This window comes from Acidipila rosea, assembly GCF_004339725.1.
GTDB classification, from domain to species: Bacteria; Acidobacteriota; Terriglobia; order Terriglobales; family Acidobacteriaceae; genus Acidipila; species Acidipila rosea.
Genome location: NZ_SMGK01000007.1, coordinates 92,861 through 111,751 on the forward strand (window position 1 = coordinate 92,861; position 18,891 = coordinate 111,751).

10 protein-coding genes and 1 tRNA gene are annotated in these 18,891 nt (G+C 54.2%); 4 read left to right on the top strand and 7 right to left on the bottom strand.

Annotated elements, in window-relative coordinates; all coding sequences use genetic code 11:
* The first annotated feature begins 5 nt into the window (after nucleotides 1–5).
* Nucleotides 6–974 (top strand): RraA family protein, encoded by a 969-nt coding sequence (locus C7378_RS16575; protein WP_243648321.1) that lies wholly within the window; start codon nucleotides 6–8, stop codon nucleotides 972–974.
* 180 nt (nucleotides 975–1,154) lie between these two features.
* Here the strand turns inward: C7378_RS16575 and C7378_RS16580 are convergent, their stop codons facing one another.
* The 3 genes from C7378_RS16580 to C7378_RS16590 form a co-directional block, all read right to left on the bottom strand.
* Entirely contained in the window at nucleotides 1,155–3,236 is a 2,082-nt protein-coding gene (locus C7378_RS16580; RefSeq protein ID WP_131999195.1) for a beta-L-arabinofuranosidase domain-containing protein, read from the bottom strand.
* Nucleotides 3,237–3,341: 105 nt separating this feature from the next.
* Nucleotides 3,342–5,186: a beta-L-arabinofuranosidase domain-containing protein gene (locus C7378_RS16585; RefSeq protein ID WP_131999197.1), complete on the bottom strand. Its 1,845-nt coding sequence runs from the start codon at nucleotides 5,184–5,186 to the stop codon at nucleotides 3,342–3,344.
* Between the two features lie 351 nt (nucleotides 5,187–5,537).
* Entirely contained in the window at nucleotides 5,538–8,834 is a 3,297-nt protein-coding gene (locus C7378_RS16590) for a TonB-dependent receptor (protein ID WP_207901461.1), read from the bottom strand.
* A gap of 186 nt (nucleotides 8,835–9,020) precedes the next feature.
* On the opposite strand from C7378_RS16590, the gene C7378_RS16595 reads away from it, so the two are divergent.
* Nucleotides 9,021–10,883 (top strand): HAD family hydrolase, encoded by a 1,863-nt coding sequence (locus C7378_RS16595; RefSeq protein ID WP_207901462.1) that lies wholly within the window; start codon nucleotides 9,021–9,023, stop codon nucleotides 10,881–10,883.
* 63 nt (nucleotides 10,884–10,946) lie between these two features.
* Here the strand turns inward: C7378_RS16595 and C7378_RS16600 are convergent, their stop codons facing one another.
* On the bottom strand, nucleotides 10,947–12,611 hold the full coding sequence (locus C7378_RS16600) for a PQQ-dependent sugar dehydrogenase (RefSeq protein ID WP_424221500.1): 1,665 nt from the start codon (nucleotides 12,609–12,611) through the stop codon (nucleotides 10,947–10,949).
* A 221-nt stretch (nucleotides 12,612–12,832) separates the two neighbouring features.
* On the opposite strand from C7378_RS16600, the gene C7378_RS16605 reads away from it, so the two are divergent.
* A complete protein-coding gene (locus C7378_RS16605; RefSeq protein ID WP_131999201.1) occupies nucleotides 12,833–13,780 on the top strand; it encodes a GlxA family transcriptional regulator in 948 nt (315 codons plus the stop codon).
* A 110-nt stretch (nucleotides 13,781–13,890) separates the two neighbouring features.
* On the opposite strand, the gene C7378_RS16610 is transcribed toward C7378_RS16605, so the two are convergent.
* On the bottom strand, nucleotides 13,891–14,538 hold the full coding sequence (locus tag C7378_RS16610) for an HD domain-containing protein (protein WP_131999203.1): 648 nt from the start codon (nucleotides 14,536–14,538) through the stop codon (nucleotides 13,891–13,893).
* Nucleotides 14,539–14,768: 230 nt separating this feature from the next.
* Between C7378_RS16610 and C7378_RS16615 the strand changes: the two genes are divergently transcribed.
* Complete coding sequence (locus tag C7378_RS16615; protein ID WP_131999205.1) at nucleotides 14,769–16,130, top strand: D-arabinono-1,4-lactone oxidase; 1,362 nt, start codon at nucleotides 14,769–14,771, stop codon at nucleotides 16,128–16,130.
* A 56-nt stretch (nucleotides 16,131–16,186) separates the two neighbouring features.
* On the opposite strand, the gene C7378_RS16620 is transcribed toward C7378_RS16615, so the two are convergent.
* Nucleotides 16,187–16,260 (bottom strand) — tRNA-Gln (locus tag C7378_RS16620).
* A gap of 57 nt (nucleotides 16,261–16,317) precedes the next feature.
* Nucleotides 16,318–18,891, bottom strand: coding sequence for an ABC transporter permease (locus C7378_RS16625; RefSeq protein WP_131999207.1), 2,574 nt, complete (start codon nucleotides 18,889–18,891; stop codon nucleotides 16,318–16,320).

The following is an 18,891-nucleotide window of genomic DNA, read 5'->3' on the forward strand; positions in this document are numbered from 1 at the left end:
CGGACATGCAGCAATACTTCGCATCGCTGAAAGGAGAACGCATGTATAGAGTTATGTCGGCTCTACTGGTTTGCCTTGCGGCCGTCACGCCTGCCTTTTCGCAAGTAAAGACCACGAAGCAGCAAATCATGTTCTACACCTCAGGATGGAAGGGACCGCGTTTTCAGGACGGTCGTCCGAAGATCCCAGATGATCTACTCAAGCGCGCCCTGGACGTCTCCATCGAAGATGTGTGGGACTACCTTCACGAACGCGGATACAAGTGCCAATTCGAAGCCGGTTGGCAGGCTCTCCATATTGCCAGGCCGTTTGCGGGCCGAGCCCTGACGTCTCAGTACATGCCTATGCGGCCAGATATGGCTCAAGCTATCGCGATCGAAGGCAAAGCAGAGGGGCGCCTGGGCGATACCAATAGTTGGCCTATTAACGAATTACAGCCGGGAGATGTTTATGTTGCGGATGGTTTCGGAAAAATAGTTGAAGGCACACTGATTGGTTCTAACCTGGGTAGCGGAATCGCTGCACATACACGCGCAGGATTTATCTTTGACGCCGGTATCCGCGACCAGGAGGAGAACCGGAAGATACCTGATTTGAATGGATTCTATCGGGGCTATGACCCTTCTGCCTGGGCTGACATGATATTGACCTCTATCAACTCGCCGGTCCGCATTGGACGAGCGATTGTGTTGCCCGGAGATCTGGTTTTGGCGAAGACTGATGGGGTAATCTTTATCCCCGCAATTTTGGCTGAAGACGCGATCAGTTCAGCTGAGTTCACGAATCTTCAGGATGCCTTCAACTTTCAGTTGAACCGTGCTGGCGAGAACGGAGCTGAATTTGAAGGTGGATGGACAGCCCGAAAGTATGACGCTTTCGCCAAGTGGATTGATGCTCACCCAGAGAAGTTGAAGATGCCGAAGGCTGAATTCGATACACTCCTTGCAAAGAAGCAACACGAGAAAGCAGACTGATCTGATTTCGGTGAGGGGCGCAGTGCTTCACCCGCGGACCAGCTACTCGTGAGTAAAGTGCCAGGGCAGGCTGAATGGGCCTGCCCTGGCACCATAGCGCAATCAGAAATCTGGCCGCTTGTCCGGCGGCTGATGCTGGTTTGAGCATGAGCCTGTCGTACGATTCTTCCTCTACATAATTCAGACTTCTGCGGCTGCAGCGGCAGGTATCCAGACTTGCATGGAAGTAGGCTCACGGTTGTTCCATGCGTAATAGGGAATCATTTTGAGTGATGTAGGAGCGCATCCCGCAGTCGTACGGTCCAGCTCCGGCTGGTAAAGACTATCTGGCTGAGCGGCAGGCATGAGCACCCCCGGATGAGAAAGAACAACAACACCATCGAGGAGTTGTGCGTCGTAGTGCATCTCAGTCGCCGGGGAAAGACGGGCAGCATATAGCGGGAACTGGGCAGGATCATGACCAGCAGGCTGATCCATCTGTTCCATGCAGTAAACAATGGGGCCCCGTTGCAGCGCGATGCGTCCTGTGTCATCTGCAACAGCCGGATTTGCATGGATCACCTGAGGCTCCATGTCAAATATCAGTTGAATCATGTCATTAGGCTTCCAGCGGCGCCGCAATGCAAGGTAATGCCCTGCTACCACACCTTCCACGGACGATCCATTTACTTTGACGCGGGAGTGCTTTGACCAGCCAGGGATTCTAACGAAGACTGTGAAGATCTCAGAAGCTTGCGGAGTCACTGTAATAGCTACCTCTCCGTCCCAGGGATACTCTGTCTTTTGCGTCAGACGCAGAGGTGTCCCGCTGGCAAGATGCCAGTTCATCTCGGAGTTGTCATAAAGGTGGACATAAACTCCCTCCTCAGATGTTCCATACATATAGCCAGGAAGGGAAGCAAGTGTCCTTTCCAGGTTGGGCGGACAGCATGTGGTGTCATACCAGGGATTTCGGATCTTGTCTCCTGTCGAGGAATCGTAAGCTAGCGGATTGCGATAGCAGTAGAGCTTTCCATTAAGGGACATGCCGGAGTTTATACCGTTGTAGAGGGCGCGCTCGATTACATCCGTGTGTCGCGCATCTCCTGTGGCAGCGAGCATTCGCCAGTTCCACATCATGTTTCCGATGGCCGCGCAGCTTTCTCCATAAGCACGAGCATTCGGTAGCTCATAAGGATTGCCGAAGGATTCCCCTTCGCTGCGAGCGCCGACCCCGCCCGTGATGTACATCTGGTCTGTGATCAGATCGGTCCAGAGTGTATTGAGAGTGTGCAGATAAGCTGGATCGCCGGTTTCCAGATAGTAATCTGTGGCGCCACAGCAGGCGTACATGGCGCGAACGGCATGGCCTTCAAGTTTGGTACGCGAGGTAAACGGTATTCCACAGAACATGTAAACAATTTGGCTGGGTTTGAGCGGAATACGGCTGTCACCCTGCAAAATATAGCCCGCCAGATCAAGATATTTGCGATTGCCGGTAGTGCGATAGAGTTCGATCAGCGACATCTCGATTTCAGGATGGCCGGCAACAATGGGTTTCTGGTTTACGCCGGGTCCATAGTTAGGCAGTAAGAAGTTATCTACGAATCGTATGCCTGCATCAAGCAGGGTAGGGTCACCTGTAGCCCGGTAGTATGCGATAGATCCTTGAAGTAGATGCCCGATGTTGTAGAGTTCATGGCCGCGCTCCTGTGTGAGAGGAAGCATGCGCTCTGCAGCGCGATCGCCCACATAGTAAGTGTTCAGATAGCCGCTTGGCTCTTGCGCGGCAACTATCTCGCTGATCATTTTGGCAACTGTCTCACGCAAGGCAGGTTGGTCGCTACTTTGCAGGACGAAGCCTACTGCCTCCGTCCACTTATAGATATCCGAGTCGGAGTAAACGGGGCCTTGCTGCGGCTTGCTGGACTTGTCCTCAAGCCGAAGAAAGTTATCCATACGTCCATGCGCAAGGAGTTCGTCGTGCATGCTGGGAATGCTGCTTTCAACGTTGGTTGTACGTCGCTTCGACCAGAAGCCATCTGTAATGACGACTGCGCGAATCGGCACAGTCTTCACCTTTGCATGAGGAGAGTTAGAAAGATCAATAATTCCTTCGTCTCGCCACCGATTGGCAGACAGGCGCGCATCAGCGGCATAGGCTCCAGTCTGCACAGGTTGAGCGGCAAAGGAACTAGCGGGCATCAGCGCGGTAGCTGCGGTAACGCTGGCTGCCCGGGAGAGAAAGGTTCGGCGGCTCATCTTTGTGCGGATAGTTCTCATGGCATCTCCTGGGCGAGCAGGCACAACTAATGGCCGCCGCCCTCATTCCTTGGATTTATATCGCTCTGCATTCAGTCACTTGAGTTTCATTAAGCAGGAGAAGGATCAGCTCTCCAACTCTTGATAGAGTCGATACTTTTCGTTCCGGATGGTAGGAAAGCTCACCATCCTAACCTCTTTGGAGGAAGAATTCACCCGCCATTCTTTCGACCCGTTTGAAATCTGTCGGGCCGACATCAATTGCTGGCGTGTGAAGCTTCCCGGTGTATCCCCGATTGCGAAGAGCGTTAGCGGGCCTTGCATCAATGCGACAACCCGGGGATGCTGTGGATCAACTGCCTCCAATTGAAGTGGCATATTTAAGGTTAGTTCTACTCGATCTCCATTTCTCCACTCCTGCTGGAGTGTGGCCCAGGTGCCCGGGATCAATTGCACATTAGAGCGCCGTCCATTGACCGCCACTGTGCTTCCAGGTCCTGCCCATGCAGGAATTCGAAGACGGATTGCAAACTGTTCCGGGCGGTCCATTTTTACCTCTAAACTTGTCTCAGGAAGATAGGGATAGTTCGTCTGTTGTACGAGACTTACCCTTGCTCCACCCTGGCGCCATGTAACACGTGAAGGAACATAGAGGTTTACATAGACTCCATCCCCGTCGTGAAAGTAAGAACTGATGCCATAGTCGGCGGTGATCTGAGGAAAAGTACCCGAACAGCATGGCCACTTATCCGGGTGAAAGAACTTGGACCCGGAATTGTTGTAGTCCGAGTAATAGAAGCTATGGCCGTCAGGCTGAATGGGCCTGGCACCAAGAATCGTGTTATAGAGCACCTTCTCCATGCTGTCGCCATATCTGCTATCTCCGGTCGCCCGCATCAAATAGCGGGCAATCTTGAAGTGGCCATAGGCGCCGCAGGGCGTCTCGAAGCTCGCATGCGTCTTGGTGAGGCTTGCTCCCAGATCCCCGCTGCCTGGCGCACGGAAGCTTTCGTCTGGGCCCCATCCACCGGTAGCAAAACTCTGTGTTGTGCGCACGAAATCGAAACCATTGTGTGCCGCTCGCAGGTACTTCTCGCTGCCCATTACTAACCAGGCTTGCGCAGCGGAGCTAAGCGCGTTGACATGGCTGTAGGCATGTTCACCTGGGAGTATATTCTGCCCCGCCGCAAGTGGATCGAAATACTTCTGGTCCTGCAGATAGCGAATTGCGAGTTGTCGAAAGCGCGTTCCTGCCCCACGCTTATATGCCAGGAATAAATTCTCCGGCAGGGTATAGCTTTCATCCCAGGTGTAGGCAATGTTGGGATGTGGCCTCGCTGCCATTTCAGGACGTGTTAGGGCACGCTCCGGCAGGAAGGGCAGAACAGCGTCTGTCGCATGATTCAGTACATCAAGTGCATTCGTTGAGCCGGCAAACTGGTGAGCATCGATGAGTCCGCAGTTAGTCTTGTCAAAGGTATATGCCGGCAGGCAATACCCGACATAGAATTTCCTGCTAACTGTGGGAGCAAAACCTTCGACGAGCCTCTGTACCTTCTGCTGGGTTGGCTTGTCACCAGTGATTGCATAGGCGCGTGCCAGCCCTGAGAGGTATTGGCCGAAGCTATGTCCGGGTATATAGCCCGTCATATTATGGGGCGGGTCGAAAACCTTTGAATAGGAATACCAGCCACCCATGTCTTCGCCCGGAGCCGCAAGCCCGGCACTCTGGCGAAAGGGTTTGAGGAGTGCATCCTCGCTCAGGTTCATGAAAAATGCATGATTGGTGTTGAACTGATCGAGCATTGGGCCGTCTAGCAATTGCACGTCACTATAGGAGAACTGAGAAAGTTTTGTTCGGGGTGGTTGCGGCGCCTGCTGGCTGAAGAGGGGCCCCTGCCGCGAGACGGCTTGCAGTGCCGCCGCTGTGGCGCTCGCCTTGAGAAATGTTCTGCGTGAGAAATACGTCATAACGCTCCTGCAATGTTGGACGGATGCAGCCGCCCGAGTGGGGTATTTACCGACTGGAAGCAGGCGTCGATGGTGCTGCCTGTAAGAGGTGCTTCGCACGTACCTGGGTTCTGCCTTCGTAACTGTGTGGTGACGGCAAGATAGCTGAATGTGGCAACCAGATGTTGAGCAGACTTCGCCAAGCACGCAGAAGTGAGCGGCGAGACTGGTTCTACGTATTTGTCTTGATGATCCATTACCGAGTATTTGGATTCCGCTCTAGAAGCATCGTGAACGCGCTGGCCTTAAGCCAGCGCGCTCGTCGAATTTACTCTGCATGATAGGCATACTCCGTCTATTGACGGAGCTTCATTAGAAGACCAAATTAGCTCCCAGTTGTATAAAGCGTGGTGGTAGTTGTCCGGTTGCCTTGCCGAAGTTAGAATCCGGTAGATTGGAATCCATGTTCGTCAGATTCGGCCTGTTGAACAGGTTGTAGAACTCAAAGCGAAGTTGCATTGCCAGTCCCGCATGGAGAGTGGTGTTTTTCAAGAGGGCAGCGTCCCACTCCTGGAAATTGGGCTGACGGAAGCTGTTGAAGCTTTCGTTTCCTTCAGTGCCAAACGCAGGCTGTGGGAAGTTGCTCGGTGTAAAAACCCCATTCAGATATGCGTGGCGACTTGTGCCGTAATGATAGCTACTGACATTGGGGAAGTCATAGTTATCGCCGTCGGCATTATAGTCGCCGCTGCCCGGAGCATAACCTACATATTTGCCCGTACCATCTGTGAGTGGTTGGAAAGGTGCGTTTGTGTACACATTAAAGGGGTTTCCACTTTGAAGGATTGCGGTCCCGCTAATAACCCAACCACTTCCTACTCGGCCTACAAGCCCCAGTCCCTGATTGACATCGGGCACTTGATAGTTCCATGCAAGTGAGAAGCGGTTAGGGACATCCCAGTTGGAGGGCCCATACCACTGATGTGGATTGATGTAGCTGGGATAAACCTGCGTATCATCTTTCGAGACAGAGTGAGTGTAGGACGCGTTAAAGAATGCGCGTGAGAATCTGCCCTGAAGTGAGAGGATCAGAGCATCGTAATTCGATACCCGGTCATTGCGTGTATATTGCACCTGGCCGAAGTTTGGGTTAAGACGTTGAGGAATCGGGCTGTTGTGAATGATTAAATCGCCCGGCAACTCATTAATGTCCTGTCCGTAACTTACGTTGAAAACCTGACCTCCGCCGGAGAGCAGATTTTGTCCGTTAGACCCTGTGTAGGCAATTCCGGCTACATAGTGTGAACCGATTTCGTGGTCTAGTTCAGCAGAATATGTGTATGTAACTGGGGACACCAGGTTCGGATCGATACCGCCAATTGTAAATTGCAGTCCTGTGATTCCGCCTGCAGCATTGAGTTGGCGTGCCGGGAGGGTTGGATAGGGAAAATTGTAGGGCTTGCTGTTGCTTGTTCCGAAGCCAAAAATTGGGGCGGGAGTCTGGCCGCCATAGAAAGTGGGGAAGATGTTTCCGGGAGGATTGCCTCGGAATTCTTCCTGAAGGTTGGCCAACGTCGGCCAGTTGTGGAAGATTCCTGCTCCACCTTTCACTACCCATTTGCCATCGCCGGACACGTCCCAGGCTACGCCGGCGCGCGGACTGAACACATCTGTAATAGCTCGGTTGAGGGCGTGTGTATGGCGAACGACGATGCCATTCGCAATCTGCTGCTGCTCTGTCTGTCCGGGGCCGAAGAAGAAATTGCCAAATGCCGTACTGGCGCTGCGGGAGTACGGATTGCCATAATCATCCCACCTCAATCCGTAATTCACGTTCACACGCGAATTTACTTTCCAGTTGTCTTCGATGAATGCTCCACTTGTAGTTCCGGCGGCGTTCCAGCTGTACTGAGACTTCTGCCCGGTTAGAGGATCATAGGCTACATTTGTCTCCGTATAGACATTGTCAGTAGCAAGTGCCAGCAGATTATTGAATTGGAAGTTTGGTTGATCGTATGGGCCGTCAAAGACCTCTACATCGTCTGCAAACAGGCCTTCATATCCGACTCTGATGTCATGTGAGCCGATGACATGTGTAAGCACATCGCGCCAGTGGTAGTTGTGCTGAATAAAGTCGCCCTGTGCGAAGCCATCGCCAAATCCAGAACTGAGGCCTGTTACGTTAACCACGGGAACCGTGAAGAGTCCGGTGGCGGGCTGAATGCCTTCGACCCGCATGCCCGCGAAGGCTGCTTCGTTGATTGTATTCGGGCTGAAGGTATGTGTTTCGTTGACCTGCAGCGCATATTGATAAAAGTTATTGGTCGATAGGAATGCAGTGCGTGCGTTGGGGTTGTTATTGCTAAGTGTAGTTCGGTAGAAGGTGCCGTAGAGACGGTCTCTGCTGAAGTCCTTGTCGAGGCGAATACTGTATTGCATGCCATTGCGATAGGCGGTGTCAGAGTAATTTGCCGAGTCGATCATTGCAGTCGAGCACGGGAGGTTGAATGTTGATGCTGTTCCGCATATAGGTGAACCGCTGGTGTTGACAGGGTAGAGGCTCGCGGCTGTAGCGGCCACAGTCACATCCGCAACTTTACTGACGGGATAGCTGGTAAGAATCTTGGTGCCAACTGTGTCGGGAAAGGCCGTAGCAGCAAATTGCGTAAATGCCTGGTCTTCGAAGGTGATGCTTTCGGTCACAGCATTTGATGCTCGCAACGGCTCTATGGAGAAGAAGAAGAATCCCCAGTTGTGATGAGGAACAATTGGGCCCCCGATGGTTCCCGACATGTTATTGCTGTGAAACGGTGGATATTTGTGCGTGAATTCAGTTCCCGCCGTGAGCTGTTGGTTTGTGAAATAGTCGCTTATGTTTCCGTGATAGTGGTCTGTTCCCGACTTGGTCGTCATCGTCATCTGGACGGAGCTGGCGCGTCCATAGTCGACGCTGTAAGTGTTCGTCTGGATGCTGGTTTCCTGAATCGAGTCCGGATTAGGTGTGAGATTGAGAACACCTGGACGGATTGAGCTGGTGACATCAAGTCCGTCGATGATGTACATGTTGCCCACGGCGCCCTGGCCATTGGCACTTGCGTCTACCTGGGTTTCTGTTGAGTAATTGTCTCGCCCCGACCCAGGGCTGCCGTTCGATGTGATACCGGTGCCGGTAACACCGGGCGCGAGCGTAACTAGAGAGACCATGCTGCGACCGGCTAGAGGCAAGGTCGAGAGTGTTTGCGTCGATAGCGTCTCCTGAATGCGGGTATCCGCTGTGTCGAGTACTGGAGATTGTGTCGTGACCTCTACTGTTTGCGCCTGGCTGCCGATGGATAACTTGACGGGAATGTCGAGGATCTGATTGGTCTGCAAAATGACCGGAGTCACGGAGTTTGCGAAGCCCGCGGCGGATGCATTGAGATGATAGTTGCCCGGCGCAAGACTCACAAACCGATATAGGCCTGTGGCATCCGAGGTTGTGGACCGTTGTTCGCCTGTAGCATCGTTAGCGAGAGTCAGTTTGGCATTTGGAATAGAGGCGCCGCTGGGGTCCTGCACGGTGCCAGTGAGCGAGCCACTGAACTGTGCGAACGATGGCTGTGTCAATGCCAGACACAGAGCCATCAAAATGCCAAAGGTGTATGTGATTGATCTGATGTTGCCTCTCATACAGCAAGTCTCCTTGAAAAGGTCACGGCAAAGGATCATTTCCGAATCGCGTGAGAGAACGTTTTCCAGTGCGCGAAATACATGATCCAGAATGTGGAAACGTTGATACATTCGAGCGAGGAGAGCTGTCAAGCATATTTTTTGTAGAAGGCAAAGTAGTGCTCTAAATGTGGGATATGTCAGCTTTTGAGCAAACGATTGCTCTACTTCGCCATCGATAGCAGCGAAATGGTGAGCGGATCACCATTTATAGTTCGCCTCGAGGAGGATACTATTGCAGCCGGGGCCTGGATGAGGTTTTTAGCTGTTGCATTGGACTACGACGGCACTATCGCGAAGAGTGATGTGCTTGATGCTGAAGTAAGGCAGGCAATAGCGTCCCTTCGCGCCCAAAATATTGTGATCGTCATAGTGACGGGACGGATTCTCTCAGAGTTGGAGAGGGTGGCAGGCGACCTTCAGTTCGTTGACGCCGTCGTCGCGGAGAATGGCGCCGTAATCTACGTTCCCGAGAGCGGCTATTCTAAGCTTCTTGGGGAACCGCCTTCAGCGCTTCTGCTGAACGCGCTTCGGCTTGAGGGTGTTGCCTTCAAGTCGGGACAGTCGATTATTGAAGCAGACGCTAAGGATGCTCCACTTTTGCTGGAGAAGCTGCGGGTACTCGAGCTACCTCTGGCGCTCATCTTCAACAGAGGACGAGTCATGGTTCTGGGCCAGGCTATCAGTAAGGCGACCGGTCTGCGGGAGATGTTCAAGATCCTCCGCCTATCTCCGCACAATGCGGTAGCTATTGGTGATGCCGAAAACGACCATGAATTGCTCCGCTCCTGCGAAATTGGAACTGCCGTGGCGTGGGGCAGCCCTGTGCTGATGGCTACAGCTGACTATGTGCTTCCTGGAAAGGGTCCAGAAGCGGTTGCAGATTATCTATTGACCTTAGCTTCCAGTCACCAGATTCCGACTTCGCTTAAGACCCGCCGCAGCTTGCTGCTTGGATATACGGATGCAGGAGATCCGTTTACGCTCGCTGTCAGAGGCCGTACTGTGTTAGTTGCCGGAGATACGAAGTCCGGCAAATCATGGGCGGCTGGTCTGCTTTGCGAACAATTAATTCTTTTTGGGTACTCTTTGCTGATCGTTGACCCAGAGGGCGACTACACTTCGCTGGAAGCTCTTCCCGGCGTTATCGTATTTGGAGGGGAGGACCCACTGCCACGTCCTCGTGACCTGTTGCGAGCCTTGCGCCATGGCGATGTTAGCGTAGTGATTGATCTGTCCCATACTCCACAGCATTTACGTTTGGAATATGTACGAAATCTCCTTCCCTCTATTGCAACGTTAAGACACTACACCGGCTTGCCCCATCGCATCGTTGTAGATGAAGCGCACTATTTTCTGCATGACGAGGGTTCAAAGGGCTTGCTTGACCTGGATGCGCGTTCTTATATCCTCGTAAGCTATAGAGCTTCCAAGCTCCATCCAAGCATTCTGGCCAATGTAGAGGCGGTCATCGTAACTCGGGAGTCCGATCCGGCAGAGATCGCTACTCTCCGAAATATCTGTGGCGCTCAGACGGGCAGGATGAGCGAGGCGGACTGGATGCACATGTTTGCCGGCATGGCCATAGGTGAGGCAGCGGCGTTGCCTATCACGTTGGAGTCGGAGGGTGAGGTGACCCGAATACATCTGGCTCCCCGCCTGACTCCCCATGTTCGCCATGTGGCGAAATATATAGATATTCCTGTCTCGGAAGGGAATCAATTTGTTTTCTGGAGATATGGCCAGATGTCGGACGAACGCGCACGGTCTCTTCGTCAACTAGTCTCAGTCCTTGAGACATGGCCTGCCTCGGCGCTTGCAGATCATCTGAAAAGAAACGATCTCTCGCGATGGATTGCGGATGTTTTTGGAGACTACCCGCTCGCGAAAACTATTGAAAAGATTGAGAATGCGTCTCGTTCAGGAACGCCCAACGATGTGTCGTCCGATATGATCGAGGCCATCCGGACACGCTACGACTTCGTCGATCCACTTTCTGATCTTCATTGAAAAAGACGCAACCAGGAAGAGCTTCCTGGTTGCGCCGTGGATTTTCTAACTTAGACAGCCGCGCTACTGGCCCGTGTAGGAGACGCGCCAGATAGAGTTGGAGCCGTCGTCTGTGACCAGCAGTGAGCCATCAGGCGCAGTGGTGACGCCTACTGGCCGACCCCAGGCATCGCCGCTGGGGAGCACAAAGCCAGTGAGGAAGTCCTCGTATTCGCCTGTGGCGTGTCCGGTCTGATGCAGCGGGACACGAATGACCTCGTAGCCGGACCGAACTGCCCGGTTCCAGGAGCCATGTTCAGCTGCAAAAATATCTCCGTCATACTCCTTCGGAAATTGTTTGCCGTTGTAGAAGGTCATCTCCAGGGAGGCGTTATGCGGCTGCAGCAGTACGTCGGGCACAATAGCCTTGTCCCTCAGTTCCGGATGTTTGCCCGCGAGCCTGGGATCCTGATGTGCACCCATATACCACCACGGCCAGCCATAGAAGCCGCCCGGCTCTACATGGGTTATGTAGTCAGGAACAAGGTTGTCACCCAGTGCATCGCGCTCATTAACTGAGCACCACAGTTGGCCCGTCTGCGGATTGACTGCCAACCCGACAGGATTACGGATGCCATATGCATACACCTTCATGTCGGAACCGTCCGGATTGAACTCCAGAATGTTGGCACGATTCTTTTCTGCGGGGTGTGTATCCGGATCATCGACGTTAGAGCCTGAGCCGACAGCAACGAACATTTTTTTGCCATCAGGAGAAAACTGAACGTCACGTGTCCAGTGCCCGCGGCCGCCGGGTAGATCCGCCAGGTGCTGTGCTGCCCCACTCGCTTGCAGATCCCCGTTTTTGTAAGGAAAACGAACTACAGAGTCTGTATTTCCTACATAGACCCACTGCGGATTCGGGCCCGCAGGGTAAAAGGCAATACCGAAGGGCTTGTTCAGACCGGTGGCAAAGACGCTGGTCATCTTCGGCTTTCCGTCAGGAGTAATTCCGCGGAAAATCATGATCTGACCTTTTGTGCTTTCAGCGACGAAGAAGTCGCCATTCGGAGCAGTACGAATGAGCCTGGGAGCATCGAGGTTGCTGGCATAGAGCTCCACCTTGAAACCTTTGGGAGCCTGCGGCCATACATTGTCGGGGCGAGGAACGATCTGGGGGCCGTTGCCTGCCGATTGGGTCGCATACGGCGCAGGGAGGTCTTGCACTGTGACTTTGTGAACCGTCCCGGGCTTTTCAAATCGAAAATCCGTGAAGGGGGCTTTTGGGGGAGGTGCGTTGAGTGTTCCAGTGCTTGCCGGTGCGCTTTGGCTGGCGGGAGCAAGCTGGGCTCCGCCAGGACTACCTAAAGTCTTCAAATAGGTGATGATCTGCCAGCGCTGCTCGGCTGGCAGGCTTGCCCACGACGGCATCCCGTTTGCAAGGTCGCCGCGGGTTATGTACCAAAAGATCTCACCAGGCTTTGCGGTCTGTGTTGCTCCGTGAGCGAGCGCAACGATATTACCTGTCCCCTGAGCATTCTGACCATGGCAGGCTGCGCATCTTTGCCCGAAAACTTTCTGGCCTGCCTCTGCATTCTGCTGGCCGGTGAAGGGGTTTTCCTGGCCGGCAGCCGAAGCCGGGGCATTATGAAAAGTTTGCGATTGGGCGGGTATCGATACAGATAACGCAAAGACAGTGAGAGCAGAACTAACGATGGAGCGTGTTAAGTTGAATTTTCCCGGTTTCAAGTGTTTCTCCCTGCATCCAGATATGTCTTTCGGTGGCCACTCGTTGCGGCTAATTATATAGAGGTCAGGCAATCGTCGCGTTATGCTCCTGCAGATGGTAGGAGTGCCTTGCGACGAAACTGATTTCTGCTGCCTGGACAGTACGATACGCATAAACCCAATCGGTTAAGACTATGAACCTTTCATCTCTCACCTGACCGGCAAATCCATACAATCCAGTCATGCGCACTGTACTCATCACCGGGCCGCCACCAGTACAGATTCTCGACATCACCGGACCGCTTGAAGTGTTTTCGCAGGCGCCTGGTTACGAGATTATTCTCGCGAGCCCGGATGAACATGGCCTCCTGCTTACGAGCAGAGGCCTCTCCCTCACTGGCGCGAAATCTCTTCAATATCTCGACTCACCCATCGATACTCTCCTGGTCGCGGGTGGTCCTGGGGCTGAAGGCGGCCACTATGATGACCTTTTCCTCGAGTGGCTGCGTGACGCCGCTGACAGATCAAGGCGGATAGCATCCATCTGCACTGGGGCTTTCCCGCTGGCTGCGGCAGGCCTGCTTGATGGGAAGAAGGCAGTCACCCATTGGGAGTTCTGCGATCGGCTTGCGCGTGAATTTCCCAAAGTACTCGTTACTCCTGATCCTATCTACATACGCGATGGAGCTGTTTACACGTCAGCAGGAATTACCGCCGGTCTGGATCTGGCCCTCGCTCTGGTGGAGGAGGATCACGGACACAAAATAGCACTTGATATCGCCCGTAAACTGGTGATGTTCCTTGTTCGCCCGGGTGGACAGGCACAATTCAGTCATATGCTCTCCCATCAGGCTGTCACGTCGCAGCCACTTCGTGAGCTGCAGGTGTGGATGATGGAGCATCTCCGCGACAACCTCACCGTGGAGCGTCTGGCTGAGCATATCGGGATGAGTCCTCGTCACTTCACCCGAACCTGTTTGCGAGAGACAAAGATGAATCCAGGCCAGTTTGTGGATCGTTTACGTGTCGAGGCAGCCCAGCAAATGATCGACAGCTCTGACATGGGACTGAAAGAGATAGCGGACGCGTGCGGATTCCAGAATGCGGATGCAATGCGGCGTACCTTTCTCCGTATCCTTGGTGTGACAGCGGGTGATTACAGCCGTCGTTTCAACCGTAAATTTAGATAATCCCGCCGTGTGATCTATGGAAGGTGTCCATTCACAAGTGAAATACCGCCCGCCAATGAGATGCTCAGCTGGCCTCCAGTGAAGTCAGCTGAATCAGCCCTGAAGGTTTATCAGGCATTTGAGTTCGCAAATGGCGAATTCGCGATCAGATCGCAGAAGTTTGGACTTTTGTAGCCAGAAATGAACCGTTCGCATACGTCAGCCTTGACCGTGCCCCACGTAGAAGCTGGTTTGTGTGCGAAGCCCCCGAAGAATGCCTTTACGATCCCGGCTTTGAAGTCGATGCGTGGGTATGCGGCGACGACCTCCTCGCGAACATCGGAGGGAAAAACATCGAAACCATCCCCAAGCACATCGAGCCCTACACCGGAGAACAGCAGTGCAACTTCCGGTTCCATATATTGCGTCACGCCCGGTGTGGTATGCAGCGCAATCGCTCGCCACGCGACCTGAATCTGGTTCTCAGGGATCTTGTGGATCGCCAGAAATTGGCGTGCGGCATTTGCACCGTCGACCTCGAAGCGTTCGTCCGAACTCGAAAATGATTCGCTAAGACCAAGGTCATGAAATGCAGCACTGACGTAGAGCAATTCGGGATCAAATTGTAATTTGGCCTGGCGGCCCTGTTCCGCTGCGAAGAGGTACACACGCATGGAGTGGTTGAAGATCAAGTCCGTCGCATGTTCACGAAGGATCTCTGTTGCTTCTTTGGCAAGTCTGGTGTCTGGGATGGCGGTGGTGGTATGAGTAGTAGTCACGTCCGTATCTCCTTGGAGTTAATGCTGGATAAGAGAAACGTTAGGCCTGCGGTGGCCATGGCGCCACGACATGAATGCAGCAATTTAGGACACGATCGGGTTCCAGAGGTCGGGCATACTTCGATATCCAGTAATCAGCGCCAACAGGGAACAAATGGAAAATTTCTTCCAGCAGCCTTGTGCGGTTGATTCGCTGCTGTAGATTCAGTATGAGCAACAAAGAGGGGAACATGGATAAGAGGCAGTTTCTAAAAGGATCGGGAGCGGTGCTCGCGGGAACCGCTCTTGCTGGTTTTGCTTCCGCAGACGTCTCTGTTGCAGCAACCACAGCAGACCCGCGGACGAATTGGGCAGGGAACTACACCTACCGGGCCGCTCATTTAGATCAGCCATCAGGCGCGTCCGAGGTTCAGCAGTTGGTGAAGACGTTGCCGCGTGCCAAGGCCCTTGGGGCACGCCACTCGTTTAACGATATCGCCGATACGACAGGTGACCAGATATCCCTCAAGCAGCTTGAAACAATGACGCTGAACAGGGAAGCTCGTACAGTGACCGTTGGCGCGGGCGTGACCTACGGCAAGTTGGCTCCGTGGCTGGATGCACAGGGATTTGCGGTGCATAACCTCGCATCTTTGCCGCACATTTCAATTGTGGGCGGCTGCGCTACCGCGAGTCATGGGTCTGGTATTCACAATGGCAATCTGGCGACGATCGTCACCGCGATGGAGTTCATTGACGGAAGCGGCAGGCTTGTCACGCTGACCCGCGCGGGCAACCCTGATCAGTTTGCCGGAGCGGTTGTTGGGCTCGGAGCACTCGGTGTTATCACCTCGATCACGCTCAAAGTGATTCCCACCTTTCAAATTGCACAGGTTGTCTATGAAAATCTCTCCTTTGACCAGCTGGAGCATAACCTCGATGCCATCTTCGCCTCAGGCTACAGCGTAAGCCTCTTCACTGACTGGCAGAAACATCGTGCAACCCAGGTCTGGTTGAAGCAAACGACCTCAGGTGCCTCTGTCGCACCTCTCCCTCCGCTGTTTTACGGAGCAACGCTTCAGAAGACAAAGCTGCATCCACTCGCTGGCCACTCTCCGGAGAACTGCACCGAGCAACAAGGAATTCCGGGCCCCTGGTATGATCGCCTTCCGCATTTCCGGATGAACTTCATTCCATCCAGCGGGGCAGAGCTCCAGACCGAATACTTCGTTCCGCGTGATCACGCGTACCGGGCTATCCTCGCCGTCGAAGAGTTGCGCGACCATATTTCCCCGCATCTGCTTATCTCCGAACTCCGGACCATCGCTGCTGACGATCTCTGGATGAGCATGGCCTATCAACGCGATTCCATGGCGATTCACTTTACATGGAAGCCCGAGGAGAGCGCGGTCAAACAGGTTCTGCCGCTTATTGAGGAGAAGCTAGCGCCCTTCAATGCACGCCCTCACTGGGCTAAGCTATTTACCACTCCGAAAGGGCGGCTGGAGAAGCTCTATCCGAGGTATGCCGACTTTCAAGGCCTTGCCAGCAACTATGATCCTGCAGGCCGTTTCCGCAACAGGTTCCTTGAAAGGAATATCTATCGCACGTGAGTGGTAGGGGCTTTAAGGGGGCGTACTGAAGAAAGGAAGGGTGCGAATCGTGACATTGGTTGCCCCCCAGGGATTCGAACCCCGATAGGCTGCTCCAGAGGCAGCTGTCCTACCATTGAACGAGGGGGCAATACCGATTTGCCGCTTCTTCATAGTAAAAGCGAAGTCGTTTCCGGTCAACACGTGCCTACTCTTCGCGCAACACTTCAAGGGGTTTTTGCCCCAGCATGCGAAAGCTTGCCGCCCATCCTGCGGCGGTTGCGAGAATGGCCGTTCCGAGCACAGCAGCGACGCTTCCCACCCAGGAGTAATGGAATGGAACATCCATTTTATGAAGTAGTATCCGGCTGAGAAGATTTGCAAACACTGCACCCACAGCGCCCGCGAGCACTCCCAGTACCATAAATTCGACACTGAAGACAGCAGCGATCCGGTTCCGTGTTGCTCCGAGTGTCTTGAGGACAACCACTTCACGGATGCGCCGGTAGCGGGTGCTTGCGATGCTTGACGCTAGGATGACTGCTCCGGAGAGAATCGAAAAGCCTGCCAGGAAACGGATGACAACGGTGATTTGATGGACAAGTCCCTGCAACGTTTCAAGGATGTCAGCGATGTTAATGACTGTGACGGTGGGGAATGTATCAAAAACAGCTCGCTGCACTGCCCCTATCCGCATCGGATCAACGTGAATGGCCGCATACCAGATTGTCGGCAGTCCTTCGAGCGCCTTGGATGGAAGGATAAATTCGCTGCGCTCCCATACGTGCTGGCCATCGGTGTTGTAGATGGCTGAGATATGGGTGCGAATAATCCTCTCTCCAGCGTAGAAGACAAGCTCAGAGCCGGGATGCAGCTTAAGTCTTTTCGCAACCCGGTCCGCAATGGCGATTCCGTCAGGATTGCCGGCGGCAAACCATTTGCCGGCGATTATTTTTACTCCCGGCGGCTGCGCGTCTGACCATGTGAGCGAGAGCGACCGCAGCAGTCGCTTGGGGTAGTTCTTGACCTTCAGATCTTCTGTCTTGACCCCATCGATGGAATCTACCCGGGCGGACACGATCGGCAGAGCCTCCATCTTTCCCTGCACGCCGGCCTGCCCGGATAGTAATTTCTTTAACCCTGGTAGCTCTGTTGAGCTGATATCGATGAGGAACACGTTGGGAATTTTAGGGTCGGCGGTGAGGCGCATGTCGTGCACGACTGCCCGCTGCATCAGGAAGACACTGAGAATCAGCATCACGCCAGTGCCCAGGGCTGCCAGCACAGCAGCGGACTGGTTGCCTGGGCGGTAGAGGTTCGCAAGCCCGTGGCGTACCGCAGAGTTGAGGTGTAGACGGGTGCGGTCAAGAAACGCGTGCAGCACACGCAGCGTTGCCGACGCCAACGCCAGCACGAAGACAAGCAGTGTACAGAGTGCGGCCGCAAACCATTTGCCCACAACCATAGAGTCCGACAGTGCTGCGGCGATACCGCCCAGTGCGGCGACGATCACGATAATTGAGAGCCACTCGGCCTTGTTTGTCCGTAGACGCCCTATCATCGTGCGCGTGCCATCGCCGCCCGACTCTATCGTCCGTCGGAGCACAACGCTGGGGCGCACATGCCGGATATCCAATAGCGGTGGCAGACAGAAGAGCAGGGTTGTGAGAACGCCCGTGCCAAAGGCCGCAGAGATCGATCGCCAGGGAATCGTAAGCGGTGGACGCAGCGGGAGGAGCTTTCCCAGAAGCGAGGGAAAGATCCATTCGACGCCAAGACCCATGATGACGCCAAGCAAAGCACCTAGGGATCCAAGCAGAAGCGTCTGTAGCAAATAAATCCGCAGGATGCCTGAAGAGCGCGCTCCTATCGACTTCATGATTGCCAACACCTCGATTCGCTGCTGCAGGTGCGAGCGCATGGCCATTGCAACGCCAATAGCCCCGAGCACCATGGCAACCAGGCAGATAAGGCTTAGCAGGCTGGTTGAGCGATTCAGGCCTTCGGTGAGCGCAGGGCTGGTCTCGCGGAAATCGGACACCTGCGCGTCGGGCAGGATTTTCTCTATTTTCGCGCGTATCGAGGCTATCTCCGCCTTATTTGGTGGAAGCTCGAATAAATACCGCTCAGTGGCACGGCTCTCCGGCTGCAGAAGTCCGGTCTCTTCGACTGCACGTCGTGTCATCATCACGCGCGGTCCCAGGCCAATGCCCGCGGTCATTCGGTCGGGTTCTCGCAGTAGAACCGCGGCAATGCGGAAGTGTTGGCCCCCGATCTTCAGCGAGTCTCCGATCCGAACCCGCAGGCGCACGAGCAGATTGTCGTCCACGACGACGGTGTTGTCGGTCAGTGCATTGGTGAAGGGCTGTGTCGGATCGAGCTGAACCGTGCCATAGAAAGGATATTCAGCGGGGTCGACCACCTTGAGTGAGACGAGCAGCGGCACCGGATCTCCTTCGGCCGAGACCATCGACACCATCTCCGTCACTGTCGTCCGCCGAACTCCCTGAACCGCCAGAGCATCAAGCTGCTGGTTTTGCTGCGGTGTTGTCTGGTGAAACATGCGTGCCGAAAGATCGGCGGCCATGATGCTGCGCGCCTGGTTCAGGAGCGCCTTCTGAAACGATTCGCTGAAGCCGCGGACGCCGGTCAGTGCCGCAACTCCGATCGCGACCGACAGCACTACAAAAAGGAACTTCGCCCGCGACGCGTGCAACTCGCGTATCGCAATCTTTGCGGCGGTTTTCCATGCAAGAGTAGGGGCATTGGTGACGGTGCTCAT

Coding starts and splice junctions, on each gene's coding strand:
- C7378_RS16575 (WP_243648321.1), top strand. CDS start 6: ATGCAGCAATACTTCGCATCGCTGAAAGGAGAACGCATGTATAGAGTT.
- C7378_RS16580 (WP_131999195.1), bottom strand. CDS start 3,236: ATGAGAACTATCCGCACAAAGATGAGCCGCCGAACCTTTCTCTCCCGG.
- C7378_RS16585 (WP_131999197.1), bottom strand. CDS start 5,186: ATGACGTATTTCTCACGCAGAACATTTCTCAAGGCGAGCGCCACAGCG.
- C7378_RS16590 (WP_207901461.1), bottom strand. CDS start 8,834: ATGAGAGGCAACATCAGATCAATCACATACACCTTTGGCATTTTGATG.
- C7378_RS16605 (WP_131999201.1), top strand. CDS start 12,833: ATGCGCACTGTACTCATCACCGGGCCGCCACCAGTACAGATTCTCGAC.
- C7378_RS16615 (WP_131999205.1), top strand. CDS start 14,769: ATGGATAAGAGGCAGTTTCTAAAAGGATCGGGAGCGGTGCTCGCGGGA.
- C7378_RS16625 (WP_131999207.1), bottom strand. CDS start 18,891: ATGAGCACCGTCACCAATGCCCCTACTCTTGCATGGAAAACCGCCGCA.